23 protein-coding genes, 2 pseudogenes and 2 riboswitches are annotated in these 24,351 nt (G+C 43.4%); of the genes and pseudogenes, 19 read left to right on the forward strand and 6 right to left on the reverse strand.

All coding sequences use genetic code 11. The annotated features are described in order from the left end of the window. A pseudogene (locus ACYVRH_RS05010) lies at nt 1-296 on the reverse strand (tyrosine-type recombinase/integrase); the annotation flags it as partial. A gap of 328 nt (nt 297-624) precedes the next feature. Here ACYVRH_RS05010 and ACYVRH_RS05015 point away from each other — a divergent pair. From ACYVRH_RS05015 to ACYVRH_RS05075, 13 genes are all read left to right on the forward strand, one after another. After that, on the forward strand, nt 625-1,053 hold the full coding sequence (locus tag ACYVRH_RS05015; protein WP_461255834.1) for a leucine-rich repeat domain-containing protein: 429 nt from the start codon (nt 625-627) through the stop codon (nt 1,051-1,053). Between the two features lie 117 nt (nt 1,054-1,170). Further along, nucleotides 1,171-1,614 carry a hypothetical protein gene (locus tag ACYVRH_RS05020; protein ID WP_461255835.1) on the forward strand — a complete coding sequence of 148 codons (444 nt, stop codon included), beginning with the start codon at nt 1,171-1,173 and terminating at the stop codon, nt 1,612-1,614. A gap of 380 nt (nt 1,615-1,994) precedes the next feature. Then, on the forward strand, nt 1,995-2,189 hold the full coding sequence (locus ACYVRH_RS05025; RefSeq protein WP_461255836.1) for a hypothetical protein: 195 nt from the start codon (nt 1,995-1,997) through the stop codon (nt 2,187-2,189). A 55-nt stretch (nt 2,190-2,244) separates the two neighbouring features. Then, nucleotides 2,245-2,835: a hydrolase gene (locus ACYVRH_RS05030; protein WP_461255837.1), complete on the forward strand. Its 591-nt coding sequence runs from the start codon at nt 2,245-2,247 to the stop codon at nt 2,833-2,835. A gap of 34 nt (nt 2,836-2,869) precedes the next feature. Beyond that, nucleotides 2,870-3,091, forward strand: a riboswitch (cobalamin riboswitch). A 55-nt stretch (nt 3,092-3,146) separates the two neighbouring features. Continuing rightward, nucleotides 3,147-5,255: an anaerobic ribonucleoside-triphosphate reductase gene (gene nrdD, locus ACYVRH_RS05035; protein WP_461255838.1), complete on the forward strand. Its 2,109-nt coding sequence runs from the start codon at nt 3,147-3,149 to the stop codon at nt 5,253-5,255. Between the two features lie 2 nt (nt 5,256-5,257). Continuing rightward, on the forward strand, nt 5,258-5,773 hold the full coding sequence (nrdG, locus tag ACYVRH_RS05040; RefSeq protein ID WP_461255839.1) for an anaerobic ribonucleoside-triphosphate reductase activating protein: 516 nt from the start codon (nt 5,258-5,260) through the stop codon (nt 5,771-5,773). A gap of 108 nt (nt 5,774-5,881) precedes the next feature. Next, complete coding sequence (locus ACYVRH_RS05045; RefSeq protein ID WP_461255840.1) at nt 5,882-8,080, forward strand: methyl-accepting chemotaxis protein; 2,199 nt, start codon at nt 5,882-5,884, stop codon at nt 8,078-8,080. Nucleotides 8,081-8,119: 39 nt separating this feature from the next. Next, a complete protein-coding gene (locus tag ACYVRH_RS05050; RefSeq protein ID WP_461255841.1) occupies nt 8,120-8,260 on the forward strand; it encodes a hypothetical protein in 141 nt (46 codons plus the stop codon). Nucleotides 8,261-8,467: 207 nt separating this feature from the next. Further along, nucleotides 8,468-8,701, forward strand: a riboswitch (cobalamin riboswitch). Nucleotides 8,702-8,828: 127 nt separating this feature from the next. After that, nucleotides 8,829-9,335 carry a hypothetical protein gene (locus ACYVRH_RS05055; protein WP_461255842.1) on the forward strand — a complete coding sequence of 169 codons (507 nt, stop codon included), beginning with the start codon at nt 8,829-8,831 and terminating at the stop codon, nt 9,333-9,335. A gap of 12 nt (nt 9,336-9,347) precedes the next feature. Then, entirely contained in the window at nt 9,348-11,348 is a 2,001-nt protein-coding gene (locus tag ACYVRH_RS05060) for a TonB-dependent receptor plug domain-containing protein (protein ID WP_461255843.1), read from the forward strand. Beyond that, a complete protein-coding gene (locus tag ACYVRH_RS05065) occupies nt 11,345-12,277 on the forward strand; it encodes an ABC transporter substrate-binding protein (RefSeq protein WP_461255844.1) in 933 nt (310 codons plus the stop codon). Before ACYVRH_RS05060 ends, ACYVRH_RS05065 begins: the two co-directional genes overlap by 4 nt. A gap of 5 nt (nt 12,278-12,282) precedes the next feature. Continuing rightward, nucleotides 12,283-13,344, forward strand: a complete 1,062-nt coding sequence (locus ACYVRH_RS05070) for a FecCD family ABC transporter permease (protein ID WP_461255845.1) — start codon at nt 12,283-12,285, stop codon at nt 13,342-13,344. Between the two features lies 1 nt (nt 13,345). After that, a complete protein-coding gene (locus ACYVRH_RS05075) occupies nt 13,346-14,116 on the forward strand; it encodes an ABC transporter ATP-binding protein (protein ID WP_461255846.1) in 771 nt (256 codons plus the stop codon). Here the strand turns inward: ACYVRH_RS05075 and ACYVRH_RS05080 are convergent, their stop codons facing one another. Genes ACYVRH_RS05080 through ACYVRH_RS05090 form a run of 3 tightly spaced genes read right to left on the reverse strand, consistent with a single transcriptional unit; the run spans nt 14,117 to nt 17,110 of the window. Next, nucleotides 14,117-15,883, reverse strand: coding sequence for a glutamine--tRNA ligase/YqeY domain fusion protein (locus ACYVRH_RS05080; protein ID WP_461255847.1), 1,767 nt, complete (start codon nt 15,881-15,883; stop codon nt 14,117-14,119). A gap of 15 nt (nt 15,884-15,898) precedes the next feature. Beyond that, the gene (locus ACYVRH_RS05085) at nt 15,899-16,468 is read right to left on the reverse strand and encodes a hypothetical protein (RefSeq protein WP_461255848.1); all 570 of its coding nucleotides are present in this window, start codon (nt 16,466-16,468) and stop codon (nt 15,899-15,901) included. 42 nt (nt 16,469-16,510) lie between these two features. After that, nucleotides 16,511-17,110: an NUDIX hydrolase gene (locus tag ACYVRH_RS05090; RefSeq protein WP_461255849.1), complete on the reverse strand. Its 600-nt coding sequence runs from the start codon at nt 17,108-17,110 to the stop codon at nt 16,511-16,513. A gap of 61 nt (nt 17,111-17,171) precedes the next feature. Here ACYVRH_RS05090 and ACYVRH_RS05095 point away from each other — a divergent pair, with 61 nt between their 5' ends. Beyond that, nucleotides 17,172-17,564 (forward strand): acyl-CoA thioesterase, encoded by a 393-nt coding sequence (locus ACYVRH_RS05095; protein ID WP_461255850.1) that lies wholly within the window; start codon nt 17,172-17,174, stop codon nt 17,562-17,564. A gap of 31 nt (nt 17,565-17,595) precedes the next feature. On the opposite strand, the gene ACYVRH_RS05100 is transcribed toward ACYVRH_RS05095, so the two are convergent. Together ACYVRH_RS05100 and ACYVRH_RS05105 are read right to left on the reverse strand one after the other, a co-directional pair. Then, nucleotides 17,596-18,018, reverse strand: a complete 423-nt coding sequence (locus tag ACYVRH_RS05100) for a DUF2784 domain-containing protein (protein WP_461255851.1) — start codon at nt 18,016-18,018, stop codon at nt 17,596-17,598. Between the two features lie 29 nt (nt 18,019-18,047). Continuing rightward, entirely contained in the window at nt 18,048-19,772 is a 1,725-nt protein-coding gene (locus ACYVRH_RS05105; protein ID WP_461255852.1) for an ABC transporter ATP-binding protein, read from the reverse strand. A gap of 179 nt (nt 19,773-19,951) precedes the next feature. On the opposite strand from ACYVRH_RS05105, the gene ACYVRH_RS05110 reads away from it, so the two are divergent. From ACYVRH_RS05110 to ACYVRH_RS05130, 5 genes and pseudogenes are all read left to right on the forward strand, one after another. After that, nucleotides 19,952-21,586 carry a CTP synthase gene (locus ACYVRH_RS05110; protein ID WP_461255853.1) on the forward strand — a complete coding sequence of 545 codons (1,635 nt, stop codon included), beginning with the start codon at nt 19,952-19,954 and terminating at the stop codon, nt 21,584-21,586. Continuing rightward, a complete protein-coding gene (lptC, locus tag ACYVRH_RS05115; protein WP_461255854.1) occupies nt 21,583-22,230 on the forward strand; it encodes an LPS export ABC transporter periplasmic protein LptC in 648 nt (215 codons plus the stop codon). Before ACYVRH_RS05110 ends, lptC begins: the two co-directional genes overlap by 4 nt. A gap of 145 nt (nt 22,231-22,375) precedes the next feature. Beyond that, nucleotides 22,376-22,900: an LptA/OstA family protein gene (locus ACYVRH_RS05120; protein ID WP_461255855.1), complete on the forward strand. Its 525-nt coding sequence runs from the start codon at nt 22,376-22,378 to the stop codon at nt 22,898-22,900. Nucleotides 22,901-22,905: 5 nt separating this feature from the next. Beyond that, nucleotides 22,906-23,811: an LPS export ABC transporter ATP-binding protein gene (gene lptB / locus ACYVRH_RS05125; RefSeq protein WP_461255856.1), complete on the forward strand. Its 906-nt coding sequence runs from the start codon at nt 22,906-22,908 to the stop codon at nt 23,809-23,811. Between the two features lie 10 nt (nt 23,812-23,821). Beyond that, nucleotides 23,822-24,351, forward strand: a pseudogene (locus tag ACYVRH_RS05130) (hypothetical protein); the annotation flags it as partial.

Below are 24,351 nucleotides of genomic sequence, written 5' to 3' on the forward strand. Positions count from 1 at the left end.
TTATCCGCATAAGATTGTGTCAGGTTTCGGCGCTTGCGCCGTTCTTTCAAGTATTCGCTTTTTTCCCAATCCCAAAACACAGCGGAAAATTCGGCAAAAGTCGGCATTTCCTTTGGTCCCGGAAGTAACTTCCCTTTTCTGTTCAACAAATTGCAATAATTTCTTGCCGCCGTCTTATTGTTCTGTCCAGTAGTCCAGGGACCTAACCGTTTCCCCTCGCTGTCATAAGCGTAGTAATAGACCACTGTTTTCCCCGAAGGAACAACCCTTGTAAACAAAGTAAAATCGTTATGCATAGCAAAACTCCAATTTTTTTGAAAATTGATGTCATACCTGATAACACGAATTTTCAAGCGTTTTAGGCGTACCGAACCAGCAACGCTAATTCTTTACAGGGTATAGATTTATCACAGAGTAAAACCGCTGACAACTGTTGTTTAGTGCAATTTCAACAATGTTACCAGCATTGGGGATAGAGCTTTTGTTAATTGTAAAAGCCTTACCAGCATAACCATACCCGCCAGCGTTATCAGCATTGGGTTTGGAGCTTTTGCCGCTTGCATCAACCTAACCGCAATAACGGTTGACACTGGTAATACCGCGTATAGCTCACAGGACGGCGTATTGTATAACAAAGATAAAACCACGTTAGTTGCGTATCCGGGAGGAAAAACAGGTGCTTTTACCATACCGGACAGCGTTACCAATATTGGAAAAGTGGCCTTTGAATGTTGCTACAGCCTTACTGGCATAACTATCCCCAACAGTGTTATCAGCATTGAGTTAGCTGCTTTTTACAGTTGCACCAGACTTACCAGTGTAACCATACCAAACAGTGTTATCAACATTGGGAATAGCGCTTTTGAAGGTTGCACAAGCCTTACCAGCGTAACATTTGTGACAGGAAGCGACATCGATAACGATGATTTTGGATACAATGCTTTTCCTGAAGGAAGCTATGGATATGGCGGTAATACCTTAAAGACCGCCTACAGTACAGGTAAAGCGGGAACGTATACGAGGGCTGCAAACGGAAGCAGGTGGACGAAATAGTTATGTGCCATAAAATCAGAAATTTTTGGGGAAATTATTTTGTCAAAATAATCCAAAATAATGGTTTTATGAATTTATACACATAAAACTTTGTTACCAAAGTAAGGAGGAAAAACTATGGTAAACAAAAGATTTTGGCTTGGAATACTGGTAATTGTACTGGTGTTCGGAATGACGGTTATTGGGTGTGATGAAGAAGACACAAGTACGTCAGATTTTGATGGAGTGTGGATCAGTGATGATGCAATAGCTGCTTTTGCTAATGAATTTATCAAAATAAATGCCAATAATGGTAGTTTTACAGCATCTTCTGCCTCAACAAAAACAGCGGCAGCTTGGGATGATAAGGTAAAAGGGACTTATCCAAAAAATGCAAAAAGCTCGGTAGAATTTACCATTACCCAAGTAAATACAAATATATTTAGCAGTACTAACGAATGGAAAAATTGGGCAGCATTAGATACCGCTCAAAAACAATATTTTGGAGGTTCACAAAAAATAACAATTACCCTTTCAAACAATCAATTTACCCTTTTCAATACGACTTTTACACGGCAATAGAAGCAGGCAGCGCAATGGTACCAGTTACCGCTTTTTCCTAGCGTACCTTGCCTTGCAGGGTACGCTAGATATGGAGAGTGGTCACGGTATTAAAATGCTAATTAGCGTCTGACCACTAAAACACATAAATAGGACTTTTTCGATGATACTTTTTTTAATGTGTTTTAGTGGTCAGAATGTATGCCCAATAAATTCCTTGGGCATAAAAGATTTTTTTGACGTAAGCTTGGGCGCCGAACTCACGGTCGTCTCATACCTTGCAAAGCGCCGTGAGTTTGACGAAACCGGATTGGGAGACTACAACGTCACCATGATTGCTTTAAAAAATTATCTGCAGGCTGAGAAAGTAGACCTCGATTCTTTTCCCTCCTTAGGATGACATGTCCGATTTGATCAACACCTTTAGCGAACTCTCGGAGCAAAGCGGTGAAATTACAGTCGCACTTGACAGCCTTCGCAGTCAGAGTGACACGGTTAAAACCGATTATGCAGAGATACTGTCAATGACGGAAAAACTACGCGAAGCAATGCGCAAATTGTCCAATCTGTCGGCAGGTAAGAGGGACGTTGAATAATTAAATACGAGCGTTGTAACTTGTTTTTTTTATTAAAAAATACTATGGTTAAATCATGAACGCCGGTATTAACAGACAGCAGGCATGGGATTTGCTCAATAAGTACAACAAGGACGCTTTTCATTTACAGCACGCCCTGACCGTAGAAGGGGTAATGAAATGGTTTGCCGCCGATCAGGGGTATGGCGGGGAAGCGGATTTCTGGTCGATTGCCGGGCTGTTACACGATATTGATTTTGAACAGTTTCCCCAACAACACTGTGTAAAAGCGAAAGAGCTGCTTCGCGGCGGCGGCGCAAGCGATGAATTGATCCACGCTGTCTGCAGTCATGGATACGGACTTACAGTCGTGGATGATAAACCGGAACACGTTATGGAAAAAATACTCTACGCCTGTGATGAATTGACCGGTCTTATTTGGGCTGTCGCGATTATCAGACCCTCAAAAAGCGTTATGGACATGGAAGTAAAATCAGTCAAAAAGAAATATAAAACCCCGGCCTTTGCCGCCGGTTGCTCCAGAAAAGTAATTGAGGAAGGAGCTGCTCTTTTAGGCTGGGAGCTTGATACCTTAATCGAAAAAACTCTTACCGCGATGAAAAGCTGTGAAGCAGAGATTGCCGCAGCGATTGCATTACAGCCGTGATGCCTCAAATAGAAATGTTACCGAAAGTAACGCTTGACAATTCCGCATAATCAGTATAAACTGTAAACGTATATTTCAAAGGAAGTGGGGTGCAAAGCCCCCGCTACCCCATGTAACTGTAACAGGGAAGATTCCGTCATTTACAACCACTGTCTGACCACCTGACCACTTGATTCAAGTGGTCAGGTGGTCAGATGGGAAGGTTGATGGAAAAATTGCCCTCAAGTCAGGAGACTTTGGTATACGCGCCTTTTTAGAAAAGACGGTTTTCTTATACATTTATTTTTTTCACTATTAGGGGGAGGGGAATAATGTTCTCATCAATTATTAAAAGGGATGGAAGGACGCAGGCGTTTCACGAAAGTAAAATTACAGATGCGATTTTCAAGTGTCTTGAGGCTGTAGGTGAAGCAGACCGTCAGCGGGCGATTGAATTAACGCTGGAAGTGTTAAAAAAACTTAAACAACATTACAATGAAGATAATTTTAATGTCGAGAATGTTCAAGATATAGTTGAAGCGGTTTTAATCGAACACGACCACGCAAAAGTAGCAAAGTCATACATTTTATACCGTGACAATCGTTCCAGAATAAGGGACGCGCGAAGCGAGATGATGAACGCGGTTTCGGAAATTTTGCAGGAGACAAACCGCGATAACGCCAATGTCGGCAATTCGCCATCGGCTAAGGTACTGCAAATATCGGAGGTCGCCTCCAAAAATTATTACTTAAAACGAGTACTCCCCGAAAAAGAAGCTAAAGCCCATATAAGCGGCGACATTTATATTCACGATTTATCATGGTTCGGCAAAACGTTAACCTGTCTGCAAATTCCCCTTGACCGCCTGTTACGCGAAGGTTTTAACAATGGTCACGGTTTTATACGCTCTCCAAAAGGAATAAAAACTGCGTCAGCGCTTGCGGCGATTATTCTGCAAAGCAATCAAAATGATATGCACGGCGGCCAGTCTTTTGCTTATTTTGACAGAGACATGGCGGTGTATGTCGAATTGGAAAAAGAAAAACAGGAAAAACAACTGCGCAATAATTTAAAAGAATTGGGATTATCCGCTGATGAAGAAAAAATTAAATCGCTTGTTTATGAGCGAACCAAAGAGGAGACTTTTCAGGCAATGGAAGGGTTTATTTACAATTTAAATACCATGCACTCAAGGGCGGGGGCGCAAGTTCCTTTTTCGAGCGTCAATTTTGGCACTGATACAAGCGAAGCGGGAAGAATGGTTACGGAGTGTTTTTTGCTTGCTTACGAAAAAGGTTTAGGCAAAGGTGAATCGCCGTTATTCCCAAACGTATGCTTTAAAATTAAAGAAGACGTTAATTTTGAAGAAGGCGACCTCAATTATGATTTATTTCAATTAAGTATGCGTGTTGCCTGCAAGCGGCTTTTTCCATCTTTTTCTTTTCAAGATTCCAGTTTTAACAAACCGTACCGTGATGAAGAAGTAGCCTACATGGGCTGCCGCACTCGTGTTATCTCAAACTGCAACGGAGAGGAAAAAACAAATTGCAGAGGAAATCTGTCTTTTACCACAATTAACCTGCCGCGCCTCGGCATACGCGCAAACGGCGATTTATCCCAGTTTTGGAAATTCCTTGATGAGATTATCGAGCTTTGTGTCGAACAGTTATTGACACGGTATAATGTACAGAAAAAACTCAGGGTAAAAGATTTTCCGTTTTTGATGGGTCAGAAATTGTACCTTGACAGCGAAGGATTGACAGCTAACGATACGATTGAAAAGGCAATCCGTCATGGAACGCTCAGCATAGGATTTATCGGGCTGGCGGAATGTCTTGTCGCGCTGACGGGCAGACATCACGGTGAAAGCGCCGACGCTCAGGCTTTGGGCGTTGCCATTGTCAGCCATATACGGCGCAGATGCGATGAAGCGACAAAAAAATACAGCCTCAACTTTTCTTTGCTTGCAACGCCCGCCGAACAATTAAGCGGAAAATTTACCCAGCTTGATGTTACACAGTACGGCATAATCAAGGGCATAACGGACAAAAAATGGTACACCAACTCTTTTCATGTGCCGGTAGAATACAACATCACCGCGTTAGACAAAATAAAAATAGAAGGGGCGTATCACAAATATTGCAATGCGGGGCATATATCCTATGTTGAATTACAATCCGCGCCGGAGCATAATCTTGAGGCGTTTGAATCTCTGATAAAAGAAATGGCAGAAGCGGATATGGGTTACGCCGCAGTGAATTTCCCCGTTGATATATGCTGTGATTGCGGGTTAAACGGCGTAATTAAGGAAAATACCTGTCCTAAATGCGGCGGTAAGAATATCAGCCGCGTGCGCAGAATAACAGGGTATTTGTCAACGCTTGACCGTTTTAATGACAGCAAATTGGCGGAAGTTCAACACCGTCAGGTTCATAATTAAAAATGCGTTTATCGGGCATTACTCAGGAGAGTCTTGTTGACGGGCCGGGACTGCGGTACGTTATTTTTACTCAAGGGTGTCCGCATAAATGTCCGCATTGCCATAACCCTGAAACTTGGGACATGGACGCCGGTAAAGAATATTCCGTGCGGCAGGTTATTCGCTTGTTGAAACAACAAAAGAAAAAGAAACAGGGCGTTACTTTTTCAGGCGGGGAACCGTTTTTACAAGCCGCAGAGTTAGCGGAAGTTGCAGCTGCGGCTCATCTTATTAGTTGGAATGTCGTAACCTATACCGGTTTTATCTACGAAGAACTGATTGAGGACAACAACAATGGCGTAAAAGCATTGTTATCCGCAACAGATTTATTGATCGACGGAAAATATATGCATGAACTTCGTTCCATAGGATTACCGTTTTGCGGATCATCAAACCAGCGAATTATTGATTTAGCCAAAACGCGGGAAAAAGGACTGGTTGTGTTATGGAATGGGTTCAATTCCTATTGTCAATTTTAACATATTTTGCTAAAATAATCCGTATGTTTGTAAGAAATGCCAAAACCCGGCACCACGCAATTATTTTCAGATAACAATGTCCACACTTACGCCAAAAGGAGTAACGAAATGAAAATTAAAATCAAACTGAGTATCATGATGATAGCCATTATAGCGGTTGTGGCAGGCGGCATTGCCGTGCTGCTCCTGCGGGAAGCGTCCAGTATAAGCATGAATTTGAGCAAGCAGGAGGTCAGGTATTTGGCCAGAGAACAGGTCGCATACTGGCAAGGCATTGAGGATGGCTATATAAGGTTATTGCGCACTTTGTCTTATACAATGTCGGAATATGAAAAGGTACCGCCAGCGGAACGCCGGGATAAATATGACAGTATATTGCGAGATACGATTATTTACGAGCCTGCTATAATAAATTTGTATACGGTTTGGAAACCAAACGCCGTTGACGGAATGGACGCTCAATATATAGGCCGTACCGGCTCCGGCCCAACAGGGCAGTACGCTATAACCTACACAAGAGAAAGCGGTAAAATATCGAGCCGGACTACCGTTGATATAGCCGCTTCAATGGCCTATTTTAGCAGTCCCAACGCTAAAAATGATCGGGTAGAACACCCAATACCCCGAACAATAGAAGGAAAGGATACGCATTTGCTCAGACTTATGGTTCCGATTATTAATTCCCGTACCAACGAGGTAGTAGGCGGCGTAGGCTGCCTTTATATTATTGACGCGATACAGTCGGTGGTAGTAGACACCATTAAAGCCAACGAAAAAATTGCCGCGATGGCTATTTATTCGGGCAACGGGCTGATAATTGGCCATCTGCTTCCTGAAAGGGTAGGGAAAATGCTTATCGATGTTGAGACAATGTACGGCTCCTACATAAAGGATGCGGATCAGGCCGTACAAAACGGAAAAGAGTTTTCATGCAGCACTTATTCTCCCGAGCTTAGTACAGAAGTGGAAATAGTTATGCTTCCCTTCCAAATAGGCAGTTCGGACAAAACATGGTCGGTAATGATGCTCGTTACGGACAAATATATAATGAAGGATGTCAACGCAATTACCAGATTTACCATCATTCTAACGGCGATAGCCATTTTAGTAGCGGCGATAATTATATACTCTGTCCTCCACGGTACTATAAATCCAATCGTCAAGGTGGCTGAAGAACTCAAAGACATCTCCGAAGGCGAGGGCGACCTGACGCGAAATATTGCCGTCAGTTCCAAAGACGAAATCGGCGATCTGGCCTTGTACTTTAATAAAACCCTAGAAAAAATCAGAAACCTGATTATCGTCATCAGGAAAGAAGCTCACAAACTGTCAGATATTGGTAATGACCTTGCCAGCAATATGACCGAAACTGCAGCGGCAATCAATGAAATTACTGCCAACATCCAGAGCGTCAAGGGCAGAGTTATAAACCAGAGTGCCAGCGTAACCGAAACCAACGCGACTATGGAACAGGTTATTACCAACATCAACAAACTAAACGGTCATGTAGAAAACCAGAGCAGAAATGTTTCCCAAGCGTCGTCAGCCATTGAAGAAATGGTAGCAAATATTAGTTCAGTGACCAATACGCTGATCAATAACGCCACCAATGTAAATACGCTAAAAGAAGCTTCTGAAATAGGCCGCAACGGATTACAGGAAGTGGCAACGGACATTCAGGAAATATCCCGCGAGTCCGAGGGGCTTTTGGAAATTAACTCGGTAATGGAAAACATCGCAAGCCAGACAAATTTGCTTTCGATGAACGCGGCAATAGAAGCCGCTCATGCCGGCGAAGCTGGAAAAGGTTTTGCCGTTGTCGCCGATGAAATCCGCAAACTGGCAGAAAGCTCAAGTGAACAGTCAAAAACAATTGGCACGGTACTGAAAAAGATAGCGGAATCAATCAAAAAAATTACAAGCTCAACCGACAATGTGCTAAAAAGATTTGAGGCAATTGAAACAGATGTAAAAACCGTTTCGTTACAGGAAGAAAATATCCGCAACGCGATGGAAGAACAGGGACAGGGGAGCAAGCAAGTCTTGCAAAGTGTCGGTGATTTGAATGGGCTTACTAAACAGGTTAAAAGCAGTTCTGAGGAAATGCTTAACGGCAGTCAGGAAGTTATGAATGAAAGCCGAAACCTTGAAAAAATGACGCAGGAAATAACCGGCGGCATGAACGAGATGGCAACCGGGTCGGAACAGATTAACAAAGCGGTACACAATGTCAATGATATGACCCAAAAAAACCGCCAAGCCATTGATGATTTGTTGCGCGAAGTTTCTCGCTTTAAGGTGGAGTGATTAATCGGGATCAGGTCAACCTAGCCAGTATGAGTCAGCTTGCACAAAATCCCGATAGCGATATACGCGGTATCGGACGACCCAAAAGACAAAGCGCATGAACTTGCTGCGGTTGAATACATACACAAGCCAATCAGTAAAGGCGAACTGCTTGAAAAGGTAACAAAATTGGTGAGGTGATTTTTGGAGTGTCCTGTCGGCAAGCAGGGCGAAATATAGGGGCTGTCCAATAAGTTTGAATTTTACAACGAACCTCACGAACTGTGTACCTTCGGTACGCTCACGAACTTTTTGCACATATCTTGTCGTTTTTCGTATTGGTTCGTGTGGTTCGTGGTAAAATTTTTTTTTCTTGGACACCTCCGATTGACAATTCCAAGCAAATAGCGTAATCTGTAAACGTATACTTCAAAGGAAGTGGGGTGCACCTGACCGCTAAAATCTTTAAACAGTTAAGTTAAAACTGTAAAAAAGTTAAGATTTTAGTGGTCAGGCAATTCCCCCGCTAACCCGTAACTGTGACAGGGAAGATTTCATCATTTACGATCACTGGGCAACCGGGAAGATCGATGAAAAAAATGCCCTCAAGCCAGGAAACTTTGGTATGCGTTAATCCCGTATGGGGTTAAACATTTTTTTCTTAGCTTCGAGGAAGAGCTTGAGAAAAGCCGATTTTACCATTCTTATACAATTTTCTCGTCAGTAGCGTAAGCGGTCTTTTTTGTCTTTTCTCCGAAAAGGAGTCTCTATGTATTTCTCTAAAAACCTCACAAGGAGGAGTGTCGGACTTTTAGTTCGCAAGTACGCAAGTTTTGTCGTACTGTTGATGATGTTGTTGTTTGCAGGCTGTGAAGAGGAACCGGAGCCGGAAATTGTAAATACCGGTTTTATTCCAGTAGGCGAATGGACAGATGGTTACGGCGGCAGTTACACCATAACAAGTACAAGTGTTGTACATGATGATGGATTTGGATACGGTGATTTTATAAGCACTATTTTAGAAGCTAATAATTTTTCATCTGACTCGGGCGTACTTATTATCAAAATAACTGCATCTAACGTAGGTTATACTGTTGATAAATTTACTTGCGTATATTACAAGGATTACACTGCATCTCATATTTTTTTAGCAAATCCAATTGACGAATCGTATGCTCCCATTGAAAATGACACGCTTGCTGAGGCAAAAGCTACATTTAACTTTGATAATGTTGGAACCCATGTAGGTAATTGGGGTTCGGGGTATAGCAAATAAATGCGTTTTGGTATGCACAAGGCCGGAAAACTTTTTCCGGTCTTGGTATTATTGATTTTTTCTCTATCTTTTCCCAACAATGCAAATGGGCAGTCTGCCGAAGATGATGAACTATCCTTCTCCGAGGAAAAAGGCATAACCGTTACGGGAACAAAACAAACAAGCCAACAAATGGCAGTCATCGAAAAAGAAGAAATTGAACGCCGTAACGCGCCGGATGTCGCGTCTCTGTTGCAGGAGACGCTCAATCTCAACATCACACGGTACGGAACTTACGGAAATATGACCCTGCTTAACCTGCGCGGACTTGACACAAAACGGCTTGCAATTCTTATAGACGGAGTTCCTGTAAATTCTTCTATGGACGGAAAATTTGACATTGAGCAAATTGATCTTAGTTCAGTCGAGCGTATTGAAGTAATTTATGGAGGTTCCGACACTAAGTACAATGTTTCAGGCGCGATGGGCGGAGTGATTAACATTATCACTGTTAAAAAACAAAAATCAGGACTGAGGCTAGGCGCTTCCGTTTCCAATACCGGAGTCATGCCCGGCGAATACCGTGGGCGGGATGGGAAAACGCAGGGACCAAATTGGGAAGATTTGGCGGATACTCAAAAAGTTGACATTTCAACCGCTTACGGGGGAGACGCTCTTTCAATTTCAGCTAACGTATTCGCAAATCGGGCGCAGAATCATTTTTTATTTACTGACCGCTATAATTATTCACGACGCAAAGACAATAACGAAGTGTGGGACGCAGGGGGAACGGTATCTGTAACAGGGGAACTGCCCAATCTTTCAAAATTAATCGCTTCATCAAACTTTTATTACGGCGATAAAAATATTCCCAGCTCCGGCTTTTCAAGCAATGTCGGCAAACAGCAGGATACAGTTTCGCGTAACAATATAATGCTTGATATGCCCCGCGTCTTTCGTGACGATCTTGCAATGGAAGCGTCTTTAGGATCATATTTTACAAGAAGGGATTATACCGCGCCTTTAGGTGCGCCGCCTGCTGACGTTTTTTCCCGTCATGAACAGCAGAACATAACGGTAATAAACCGCTGGAGTTGGGATACTAGCGAACATTTGTCGCTGAAAAGCGGTTTTGATTACCGGTTTATCTATCTTGATTCCACGGATATTGGAAATCGGGATCGGCATGACGGCGGAATTTACCTGACTGCGGAATTCAAACCCGTAAAACAATTTACGATTATTTCTTCCGTAAAAGCTGTGTTCGCAAACAAAGGAGACACGCAATTTACAGCAGTCCCAAAATTGGGCTTGCTTTGGAATGTGACGGATTCATTTGCCCTAAAAAACAACTATTTCCGCAGTTTTAAGTTTCCCGACTTTGAAGAACTGTACTGGAGAGACAGCAGTGGTACTATGGGGAATCCCGATTTAAAACCCGAAGACGGCTGGGGAGGGGACATTGGTTTTTCATGGCGTTTTAAAGATTTATTTATTTTTGAAAGCACATTCTTTACGCATTGGTTAAAAGATTCAATTCACTGGTATCCCGGAGCCGGAGGCATCTGGCGGCCTGAAAATGTGGGAGAGGCAATCTTCTTCGGGGCAGACAGCAAACTGCGTTTTGAAATTCCCGTTAATCTGGGATCAATAAAAAAAATTATCCCCTCAATTTCGTATCAGTACCTTTTAAGTTACCTGTTAAGTTTTGGCTATGACTTTGCGTATGATAAAAGAATTCCCTACAGTCCCGTACATACAATCGGCGGCTCTCTTGAGATTCCCTGGAAAAGCGGTTCTTTAATAATCAGCGGACATTATGAAAGTTTGCGTTATGACGATAGAGCCAATCTTACAAAAATGAAACCGCATTTTTTGCTTAACGCCAATGTTAATCAAAAAATAGGAAAAAATCTTACGGCATTTGGCGCACTGCGGAATATCTTAAATGAATCATTTCAATCGTTTAATGATTACCCCATGCCGGGTATTACGCTGACAATGGGGTTACGCGCAAATTTGGAGGTAAAATGAATAGAAGTCCGTGGTTAATTATTTTGATATTTTTATTTTTAGGGTGCACAGCCAACAAAGGGCGAGAAATAATAGATCGTTCAGGCAGGACGGTAACAATTAAAAATCAAATTAACCGAGTCGTGTCCACCGCGCCGTCGAATACGGAGATAATTACCGATCTGGGACAGGCGCATAAACTTGTCGCTATCGACCGCCACTCGGCAAATGTCGCGGGAATTTCCGAAGGATTGCCTCAACTTGATTTTTTCTATCCTGACGCTGAGGTGATAATCAAGTTGAGTCCAGATATAATTATCGCAAGCGGGCATAACGCTACAGGCACTGGCGAAGACCCGTTAAGAGTGTTACGCGAAATGGGAATTCCCGTGGTATATATTTCCATGAGCAAAAGCATTGACGATATTTACCGTGATATTGCGTTTATAGCGGATATTTTGCATGTAGAAAAAGAGGGAGAAAAACTGATTAATTCTATGAAAACGCAAATTAATGAAATAGCGCTATTAGCGGCGAAAACAACGACCAGCACAGGAAACAAAACAACTGTTTATTTTGAAATTTCCGCCGCTCCTGATATGATGACTTTCGGGAAGGGCAGTTACATTGACGATATGATTTCCGTTATCGAGATGAAAAATGTTTTTGGAGACGAGAATTGGCTTGTAACGCCAGGCGCGGAAGCTGTTATCAGCCGCAACCCCGATGTGATTTTTACTAACGTAAATTACATTGACGATCCAATCGGCGAAATAAAAAGCCGCGCCGGTTTTAACCACATCAACGCCGTAAAAAATAACCGTATTTATCAAATTGACACCGATTCATCGGTACGCCCTTCAAGCCGTATAATTTTGGCTTTGCGGCAGATGAGCAAAGCGGTATATCCGACCACTAACCTGACCACTAAAACACATCAAGGAAATTAATTATAATGATAAATATTATTATGTATTTTAGTGGTCAGGTGAGTAACAGAACACGCATCGTCATCGGGGCAATTATCTCTATTTTCATAATTGTTGCCGCCGCCTCTTTGGGCAGTTCTGCCATCAGTCTGCGTGACACTGTTTTGATCATTTTGCATAAAATTTTACGTCTGCCGCTTGCGCAGGACATAGACCCTAAAAATGTTTCAATTGTGTGGTTATTGCGGCTTCCACGCGTTTTACTGGCGTTCCTTGTCGGCGGCGGACTTTCTGCAAGCGGCGCGGTTTGTCAGTCCATTTTGCGCAATCCCCTAGCCTCTCCCTATATTTTGGGAGTCTCGTCAGGAGCGTCTTTGGGAGCAGGAATAATCATCATAAGCGGATTTGCTATCCCGCTTTTGGGCGCTTTTACCCTTCCATTGACGGGTTTTGTTTTTGGATTGGCGGCAGTTTTTTGTGTCGCCGCTTTTTCTTCGCGAATAGACAAATCAATGTCGAATAACACAATAATTCTGTGCGGGATGGTTTTCTCACTTTTTTTAAGCGCAATGCTTACAATGTTAAGCGCTATTTTTTCCGATGACTTGCGGCGAATAGCCCTGTGGCAAATGGGAAGTTTCGCCATGCGCGGCTGGTCGTCGGTATGGCTGTTACTTCCGTTTCTTATCATCGGAATAACTGGGATTTTCTTTTTCACGAAAGAAATGGACATTTTAAGTTTTGGCGACGAACAGGCAAAATCTTCGGGGGTGGAAACAAGCACAGTGCGAAAAAAACTGCTTGCTCTTTGCGCCGTACTGACGGGTTCCGCAGTCGCTCTCAGCGGCGTTATCGGCTTTGTAGACCTGATAGCCCCTCACGCGGCGCGCCGAATCTGCGGTTCAAGCCACAGGCATTTAATTCCCATGTCGTTTATACTCGGCGGCTCTTTGCTTGTTTTAACCGATCTGTTAGCAAGAACACTAATCTCTCCGTCTGAACTTCCGGTAGGAGCGATTACCGCCCTAATTGGCGCGCCATTTTTTGCGTGGGTTTATTTCAGGCGGCGGCGCAAGGCGCAGGTGTAATATGCTGGAAGTTAAAGATTTATCCGCCGGTTATAGTGGCGTAATTAAAGATAGTGATGACGTTATTCGCAACATAAACTTTAAGGCGCAGAGGGGAGAGAGTCTTTGCATACTCGGTCCTAATGGAAGCGGAAAAAGCACTTTGCTTAAATCAATAGCGCGTATTATCGATTACCGTGGGAGCGTGTTAATGGACGGCAAAGATATTTCCACTGTCTCACGCAAAGAATTAGCAAAAAAAATTGCCTTGCTGAGCCAGAGTACGCAGGTATTTTTCCCATACACGGTTTATGAAACCGTATCAATGGGGCGTTATGCGTATTCTCAAGGCTTTTTAAAAAATCTTTCCGCTGAAGACAGGGAAATTATTCAGGATACTTTAAAAAAACTCGACATTTGGGACAACAAGGACTGCATGATCGATGAATTGAGCGGCGGAGAATTGCAAAGAGTTTTTCTCGCGAGGACATTAGCGCAAAACCCCGATTTAATTTTACTTGACGAGCCTAGCAATCACCTCGACTTGAAACATCAAATTGAACTGCTAAAGTTTTTAAAAACGTGGGTCAGGGAGAACAATAAAACTTTAATCAGCGTGTTTCACGATCTTAATCTTGCCCGTCTTTTTGGCGACACGGCGGTTGTTTTGAATAACGGAACGTTAGCTGCAAACGGAAAAATTGAGGATATTTTGAACAACGGGATTTTGAGCGAAGTTTACGGCATCGACATTCGCGGCTTTATGCAAGAATCGCTTGAAAAGTGGAAATAACTATTTATTCGCAATCTTTGCCCAAGTGTCGCGCAAACCGATAGTTTTGTTAAAAACAGCCTTAGTGTCCGCGCCTGTGTCCGGATCGCGGACAAAATAGCCGAGGCGTTCAAATTGAAAAATTTTGCCTGGCGAAACATTTGCAAGCGAAGGCTCGCCCCACGCGTTTTCAATTACTTCCAATGAGTTGGGATTAAGGTTGTCGGTAAATTCGCCGAGAGAGCCGTCGGGGCGCTGAGATACTTCCATCGGTTTTTCCGCGCTGAACAGGTAATCGTAAATACGCGCTTGTATTGGCGCGGCATGAGCGGCGGATACCCAATGAATTGTGCTTTTTATCTTTTTGTTATCATAGGCAGCACTGCTGCCAGCGTTACCGCCCCTTGTCTGCGGATCGTAAGTGCAGCGCACGGCTGTTATATTACCGTTTGCGTCTTTGTCAAAGCCGGTGCATGTTACAATGTACGCATACCGCAGGCGGACGGAGTTTCCCGGAAAGAGCCGGAAATATTTGGGCGGCGGAGTCTCCTCAAAATCTTCGCGCTCAATCCACAGTTCGCGTGAAAATGGCACAAGGCGTTTTCCTGCGGATTCGTCTTCGGGATTGTTTACCGCTTCCATTTGTTCGCTTTTCCCTTCTTCCCAGTTTTCGATAATCAATTTGAGGGGGCGCAAAACCGCCATTACGCGCAATGCGCGTTTGTTCAGATCTTCGCGAAGGCAGTATTCAAGAAACGCAATGTCTACCATGCTGTCAGTCTTTGCAATGCCAATCTGCGAGACAAAACTGCGAATTGCCTCAGGAGTGTAACCTCGTCTGCGGAGACCGGCTATTGTTGGCATTCGCGGATCGTCCCAGCCTGTAACGCGCTTATCCTGCACGAGTTTTAAAAGCCAGCGTTTGCTCATAACGGTATGGCTCAAATTAAGGCGGGCAAATTCTATCTGCCGCGATGGAAAAACTTCCGCCTCGCGGATAAACCAATCGTACAAGGGGCGGTGGATTTCATACTCAAGCGAACAGAGAGAGTGGGTAATTCCCTCTTTTGCGTCGGAAAGCGGGTGTTGAAAATCATACATTGGATAAATACACCATGAATTGCCGGTGCGGTAATGGGTTTCTCTGCGTATGCGGTACATAACGGGATCGCGCAGGAGCAGATTAGGGTGCGCCATGTCGATTTTTGCGCGTAACGTTTTCGCGCCGTCAGGGTATTCGCCGGAACGCATTTTCGCAAAGAGGTCAAGGTTTTCTTCGACAGAACGGTCTCTGTACGGGCTGTTTTTGCCCGGCGGCGTTACGGTGATATTATTTTTATCGGCGACCGCTGTCCCTCTGTATTCGCTCATTTCGGTATCGGTCAGATCGTCAACATAAGCCTTTCCCTTTTTGATAATTTTTACAGCTAACTCGTACAGGTATTCATAGTAATCAGAAGCGTAAAATTCACGGTCTTCCCAATCGTAGCCCATCCATTTGACATCGCGCTTAATTGCCTCAACGTAGGAGATGTCCTCTTTTTCGGGATTGGTGTCGTCAAAGCGCAGGTTGCATTTTCCGCCGAAACGCTCAGCCATGCTAAAGTCGATATAAAACGCCTTGCAGTGGCCGATATGCAGCCAGCCATTGGGTTCCGGCGGAAAGCGCGTAAGCACATAACTGTACTTTCCTGCGGCTAAATCTTCTTTAATAAAATCGCTGATAAAATCTGCGCGGTAATCGTCGCTGTTTTGCGGTTCAGTTTCAGTCCCTGTAGGAATAGTCATAATGCGTCCTTATAATTAAAAATTTGTCAGATAACAAAGTCCTAAAAGCAATATTGCCCATAAAACTTTATCATTGCTGTCTATATTTTGAGTTTTCATGTCTTTTAACAACTCAAGCTTGCTTCCGTAGTACCAAAAAAGCCCCATCTGCACGTCAATGCGGAAAGTATACTCGGCAAAATCTTCTTTCTCACTTTGAGCGCCAAAAAACAGATAGGCTAATTCATCAAGAATCTCGCTAAATTCATCAATGGCTTTCATGTAATCCGTTTGCTCAACTGTGGACATAAATAACGGAATGTCATCCTGCAATTTTCCCTTGCGGTTTTCATCAGATTTTTCCACCCATGTTTTTTTAATTAACAAAGCCAGATTATTTTGAAACTGATCTAGAAAAGTCCGCAACTCTCCGCTGTTTTTTTCGAGCGCAAGCAAACGCTGGTATTCAATGCCGATGCCAAGCGACTTGGCAAATTCACAGGCGGCTTTTACATCAGGTTTATGCCCCTTGGAAAACCCGTCTTTAAAAAACAGACGTTCAGCAGTTCTGCGGTATTCGCCGGGTATTGAATTATTAGCAGCCATATTACCTCGATACATAACTCAATTTGATAACTTATGTCAATTTTAGTCAAGGATGTTAAGATATGTTTTTACAGCCTTCACGGTAGAAGGAAAGGCAAACTCGGAAAAATCAATTTCTTTAGGTTTCAAAAATCGAACATCCGATATTTCGGCTTTTTCCCGACACAGGTCTTCCGGCTTAAGGCCCGGCGCACGAACTGAGAAATACATATCACATGTATTGTAATTTATGCCCTTATAATGGTACACATTTGGAAAAGATGCAAATAATTTAAAGACATCCGATAACTTTGCGCCTTCTGGAATATGCGGCGTCCAGTTGATTTCCTCCCGTAATTCGCGGTAGATGCCGTCAAGGACTCCTTCACCCGGATCGACAAAGCCGCCGGGAAGATCGAGTTTACCGACACCCGGCTCTTTGCCCCGAACAAGAAATATAATCCTGTCCGATTCCTTACACGGCGAATTGTTAAATGCCTGCCCCGTATCAGCAGAATTGTCATTTTCCGGCACAACGATAATACAGCCTGTAGCTGCGGCGACATTGTGATAATAAGTAAAACCGCAATCGGGACAACGGAAGCGTTTTCCGTTTTCAAAAGCGATTTTTTTTGAGGCGCATGACGGACAAAAATTAAACATAGTTTATAATACAAAAAATAAAGGACTTTTCAAAGTCCCCTGCGATTAATATAATAGAGCCATGAAAACAGAGTGTTCATTAAAAGTAAGATCATACGAATGTGACAGTTATAATCATGTAAATAACGCCAATTATCTGAATTATCTGGAATATGCCCGTTGGGAATTTTTAAAGGATATTGGTTTTGACTATGAAAAGGCGTTTAAATCCGGTTATGGGACTTATGTTACGCGGATAGAAATCAATTACAAAAGGCCCGCTTTTACCGATGACGCATTGGTAATAAGATCGTGGCCTGTTAAAAAAGGCGCAGTCAGCGGAACCATAGCGCAGGAAATTTGGCGCGGCGAAGATCTGATAGTCGAGGCAAAAGTTACATGGGCGTTTGTCGATTCAAAAGGGACTCCTGTAAAAATCCCGCCGGAGTTTGATGTGCCGGGGCTTATACCATAGTCGCGACTAAGCAAATTTATCGACAAAGGTATTACCGCTTTCGGCCAGATGGATGTATTTTATGCCACGGATAAATAGGCGGAATCAACCACCACGTCATTATAACGGCTATCCCGAAAACGCAGTAAGCAATTGTGAATACAATTTGCGGAAAATCATAAAATATTAATAGATGTATCAACCTTGCAATAAATGACTCGCTTGCGACATTTTGTTGTCCTGCAGTGATGCGGAGTTCGTATTCCCAATCCGTTAACGGGCATGAAATGCCAAATAGAGTTTCAAAAACAACAAGCAGAATCATCGCCAGATGAATTGCCCTGAGCCAAAAATTTTTGATAAAACGCCATCGAAAAATGCCGCCGAGTATAATTACAAAAAGCCCGCCGACAACAAATGTAACATATCCAAAGTGAATTGACACAACCAAATCGGCAATTAAAGACCTATTCATAGGCAAACGCTTCCGTACATAAATCCCTATTATTTACTCGTTCTGCACAAACTCCGGTAAAGCCCCTCCTGCTCAATTAACTCCGCATGGCTCCCCGATTGTACAATCCGCCCTTTTTCAAAAACGTAAATAACATCCGCGTTACGAATGGTAGAAAGCCGATGCGCGATGGTTACGATGGTGCGGCTGCCAGCTATTTCATTGATTGCCTGTTGTATCTGCTCCTCGGTATGCACGTCCACAGACGCGGTTGCCTCGTCAAGAATAAGAACCGGAGCTTGGCACAGTACCGCCCTCGCTATCGCTATCCGCTGCTTTTGTCCGCCGGATAATTTTACGCCGCGTTCCCCTATCTGCGTCTGATAAGCTTCCGGCATTTGCATTATATCGTCATGTATCCTTGCAGTCTGCGCAGACGTTCTCACTTCTTCAAACGAAGCGTCCGGCCTTGCAAACGCGATATTCTCTTCGATAGTTCCGTTAAATAAAAACGTGTCCTGCAAAACCAAAGAGATATTGCTTCTCAGGCTTTCCAAAGTTATGTCACGCAGATCATGTCCGTCAAGACAAACCCTTCCGCCTGTCGGATCATAAAACCTTGAGATAAGTTTGCTCAACGTGGTTTTCCCCACTCCTGTCGCTCCTACAAACGCCGCCATTTGCCCGGGTTTAATTTCAAACGATACGCTGTCAAGAACAGGAACGCATTGAATGTAGTAAAAACTGACATTCTCAAAAGTAATTTGCCCTCTTGCTTTTCCAATTGATTTTGCATCGGGGCTGTCTTTGACGCTTTGCGGCGCGTCTAAAATTTCAATCACGCGTTCCGCTCCGGCAAGCGATTGTTGGGCGGATTCTAAAAGCTGGGCGGCGCCTGTAATCGGCGCGTAAAAAAGGGCAAGGTACAAAAGAAAACCGACAATTTCAGAAACGGAAAGCTGATTCTTATACGCCAAAAATCCGCCAAAGCCGACGACAATAACGCTGCCAATGGAAGTTAAAAACTCTACGCTTGGGTGAAATATGGCGCTTAACTTCAAAGCGCGGAGCATATTATGCGTAAAATCTTTGCCTTTTTTTAAAACTTTTTCGGACGCGTAAGTTTGGCGGCCAAAAGCCTGTATCTCTTGTATACCCGATAAATTATCTTGCAACTGCGCGGATAGTTCCCCCTGCGACTTCTGCGTTTTCTGAAAATTGGGGCGCACCTTGCGGATAAAAAACCACCCTGATAGCAGAATGAACGGAATGGGAATACAGGTGATAAGAGCAAGACGCGCATTTAAATTAAAGAGAATAATTGTTACGCCTGTGAGGGTGACAAAGTTTGTTATAATATCGGGAGTGATGTGGGCGTATATCAATTCAAATGTCGCGACATCGTTCATTACACGGCTTAACAGCTCGCCCGTTTGCTTATTGTGAAAATAGTCCATAGAAAAAGACTGAATCGCGTTATAGGCCTTTATCCGCAGTTCAAGTACAAGCCGCCATGCCGCCCTGTGCGAACAATAATTTGATAAAAACCGGAACAAAATGCGTATCAGGTACAGGCCTAACAATCCGCCCGCCATCCACAGTACGGTGATTAAATTTTCCCGCGTCATACCAGCCGCTACAAGTCCCGTCATTGAGGCCATTATTCGTGGGGCAATCAGATTGACTGTCGTCAGCATAAGAGTGCCAAAAATAGCCAGCAACAGCCAGCCTTTATATCTGACAGCTTCTTTTGCGATACGCCATAAAGTTTTCATTTTTTCCTTATTACTCTAACCGCATAAGGCAGCCATTTTACGCTCAATTTGGCATTAGTAATGATTTAAAGTATAGTCAAAAAGCCTAAATTTGTCTTGTGCGGCGCTTTTCTTAGCCGCCCTTGCCAACCCAAATGCCCACTTGAAACTCCTTCCAAAATTCGCGATAATCTTATTACATGAACAAGTTTATTTTCGTCTCGGGCGGCGTTTGTTCCAGTTTGGGGAAAGGTGTTGCCGCTTCTTCAATAGGAGCCTTGCTTGAAAGCAGGGGGCTTAATGTCCGAATGGTAAAATGCGACCCCTATATCAACGTAGACGCGGGAACTATGAGTCCCTATCAGCATGGCGAGGTCTACGTAACCGATGACGGGGCGGAAACCGACCTTGATTTAGGCAATTATGCCCGCTTTACCAAAGGGCGCTTGAGCAAGGCAAACTCAATAACAACAGGACAAGTTTATGAGGCGGTAATCCGCAAGGAAAGGGAGGGTCAGTACCTCGGCAGATGCGTGCAGGTTATCCCCCACATCACCGATGAAATAAAAAGCCGTATTTTGGCGGTCTCAAAGGAAGAAAACGACACCGATGTCGTCATAGTAGAAATCGGCGGAACTGTCGGAGATATCGAATCCATTCCGTTTTTAGAGGCCGCACGTCAGATTATCCACGAGCAAAATAAAAACGACGCTATATCCGTACATTTAACATTAATTCCCGAAGTTGCAAGCGGCGAGTTAAAAACAAAGCCAACCCAACACTCCGTAAAGTCAATGCAGGAAATGGGAATTCAACCCGACATTTTAATCTGCCGCGCACCGGTAATGCTGGAAGAAGCGACACGGCGGAAGATCGCGCTTTTTACCAATGTTGACATTGACGCTGTGTTTACATCACCCGACATTGATACGACCATTTATCAAATACCGATGGTTTTCTTTGATCAAAAACTTGATCAGGTAATCCTGCGTAAGATGGGTGTTGAAAGCCGCCATGCCGATATGCGCCCGTGGCATTCCGTAATGGAGCGTTTTACGGCGCGTAAAGGAAAAGTGCGCATCGGCGTTGTTGGAAAATATATGGAGTTACACGACACTTACACATCGTTATACGAAGCGCTGTTTCACGCAAGCCTTGAGTGCGGAGTGAAAATGGAGCTTGTAAAAATTGACTCCTCAAAACTTGAGGAGACTGAAAACACTAACGCTATTTTGGGGCGCGGCGACTCCGCTAAAAACACTATGTATCAGGTTGACGGCATTCTGGTTCCCGGCGGCTTTGGCGAAAGGGGAATCGGCGGCATGGTAAAAGCGGCTGCGTGGGCAAGGACAAACAAAGTTCCGTATCTGGGAATTTGCTTGGGTATGCACATAATGTTAATTGATTGGGGACGCAATGTGCTCAATTGGGCTGACGCTGATTCAACCGAATTTAACCGTGACTCCAAACATCCCGTCGTGAGTCTTCTTGAAGAACAGGTTAATGTAAAAAATTATGGCGGTACTATGCGTCTTGGCGCGATGGAAACAGTAAACGAAGACGGCACACATATTTTAGCGGCTTATGGCGAAAAGCGCATAATGGAGCGCCACCGCCACCGCTATGAATTGACAAACCAGTACCGCGAAGAAATGACAAAGACCGGCCTTATACTTGCGGCTTTTAATTCAGACGGCTCTTTAGTTGAATGTGTTGAATGGCCTGATCATCCGTGGGGCGTAGCCGTTCAATTTCACCCTGAATTTAAATCTAAACCGACTGCGGCGGCTCCCCTGTTCAGGGATTTTATAGCCGCAGTTAAGAAGTGCAAATGAAAAAGAGAATAAACCTCGCGCGCGGGGCAATCTGCATATTGATATTTCTCATAACGCTGTCATGTACTTTTGATTACGGGGAAACAGAGTCTTCGGAAAGTGATTTGCCCGATTTAGTTATGATAAATGTAGAGTATATACGCGTAAGGTCGGCGGATCCGATAGCGAGGGTTTATGCGGAACGCGCCGAGCGTTACGAGAAAAAAGGCGTAATGAAGCTTGAAAACTTTACATTTGAACAATACGGGGAAAAAGGCAATGAAGTAAATACAACAGGAAACGCGGGAAACGCTTCTGTAGATATTAATTCAGGCGATATTCAAATGACAAACGGAGTAAGGCTTGAAGTTGAATCAGAAGATATTATTATCGAAACAAACCAGCTTGATTGGAAAGACGAAACTCATATTCTTTCAACGGGAAATGAAGATGAGGTTAATATTTACCGCGAAAACGGCACGCATTTTACAGGCATAGGACTTACCGCAGACGCGCGCAAGCGTACATTTGAATTTTCAAGCGATGTTAGCGGCTCTTACATTCAAGAAGACGATGAAGCTGAAGAAGCCGATAAAGCCGAAGAAGCTAATAAAACTGATGAAACCAATAAAACCGAAAAACAGGAAGAAACTGGTGATGAATAATTGTAAATTATCAATTTTAAATTTTCACAAACATATACAAGAAAAAAAGGAATATCAATTTTTACGTTTGTGCGGTTTTTGTTTAATATTTTTCTTTTGCGTTCAATTTATTAGCGCTGACACTTTTACTTTTAAAGCGAATAAAATGTCAGGTTCTAAGGCACTGGGCAGCGAAACAACAATTTTAATCGGGAACGCGGAAGTCCGCTCTGACAATCTTCTGTTACGCGCCGACAGAATAGAAATACAGGGAAAGGACAACCAATTTATCGTATGTACCGGTAATGTGTGGGGACATGAAGAAGATAAAAATATTTTATTTTTTACAGAAAAACTTCGTTACGACCGCAAATTAAAAATAGCGAGGCTTGAAGGCAACTCATCTATGGAGGACAGGGATAACGAGATTGTAACAAGAGCGCGGTTTCTTGAATATGACGATAAAAAGGAAATCGCTATTTTTCAAATCAATGTGCGCTTATTCAAAGACGACATGGTCTGCCGTTCCGAATACGCGATTTATCACCGCAAGCAAAAATTACTCGATCTTTCAGGGTTTCCGGTAGTATTAAAAAAAGACGATGAATTCCGTGCGGATAAAATCCGTGTGGATTTAGACACGGACGATGTTATCATGGAAGGAACCGTTTCCGGAAAAATAATGAATTAAAACTTATGACATATAACAAAACTTTAACCAAGGAGAACGTCCCGGAAACAAAAATTCCCCCTGATGTTTTAGCGGCAATCATAACATCGGCATTAACAAGATACAATGCCGACAATGAAAATGAAGTTGAAACTCCGCTTGCTATCGAAGTTATAAGTGAAAAAAAACCTGAACCAAAAATTCAGGAGCATACGTTAGGCGTTTCAAATTTATTTAAAAGTTTCGGAAAAAAACTGGTTGTAAAAGGCGTTAATTTTACAATGAAAAACGGCGAAGTAGCCGGGCTTCTTGGCCCCAACGGAGCGGGGAAGACTACAATTTTCTACATGATTGTAGGTTTCTATCAGCCTACCATGGGTTATGTGACAATGGACGGCGTTGATATAACTCAAAAGCCGATGTACCGCCGCGCAAGGATGGGTATTGCCTATCTTCCGCAGGAAGCGTCAATTTTTCGCAAACTTACCGTAGAACAAAACATCTGGGCTATTCTGGAGAGTCGGCAGGATATTGAAGATTATGAAAAAGAAGAAAAATTAGAAAGCCTTTTAGACGAATTCGGCATTGCGCGTATCCGCACTCAGTTAGGCTACACTCTTTCCGGCGGTGAGAGACGCAGAACAGAAATCGCCCGCGCTCTTGCTACAGAACCGAAATTTCTGCTGTTAGACGAACCTTTCGCCGGAATAGACCCAATCGCGGTTTACGAAATAAAACAAATAATCCGCCAACTTGCCAAAAAAGGCATTGGAATTCTCATCACCGACCACAATGTCCGCGATACTCTGGAAATTACAAACGAAGCGTTTATCATCGCGGACGGAAATATTTTCGCAAGAGGGGATAAAGATGTCATTTTGAATAACGAAATGGTTAGAAAAGTTTATTTAGGCAGTGAGTTTAGGATGTAGGAGGAGAAAAATGAAAGTCTTTCATATTTGTCTGGAAGAAGAGAAAGAAAAAGCCTTACAGCTTGTGTCTTTCCTTGAAAAAACGGGTGTTCCCTCGGAAACGCTTCTTATTAAAACCAGGGATGAAGGACCGAAAGTCATTGAAAATTTCAGCCATGTTGCGGTTCTTTCGGCGCTTGGACCGGGGTGGATAGATTTTTTTGCGGGTTTTTTTTGCGGTTCGCACCTTCCTATTCTTGTTTGCGGGGAAAAAGCTATCGAAAACATTCCGGATGTATATGCCTTTTGCTTCAAATTTTTTGATAATGAAGTAAAATTACATGACTATCTCGCCAACGAATATGAAATTTTCAAAAAGAATGAAGCCGCATCGGAGACAAATCATGCCAGGCAAGCCTTGCTTGACAGAGGTATTTCCGCGACAAATGATTCTCTTGCCCAGTGTGTTGCCGAGGATAAAACAGAGGAAGTGTCTCTCTTTTTAGCCGCAGGTTTTTCACCCGATACAAAAGACAAAAAAGGAGTTCCTTTACTTAGTAT

The organism is Treponema sp. R80B11-R83G3, assembly GCF_054786115.1.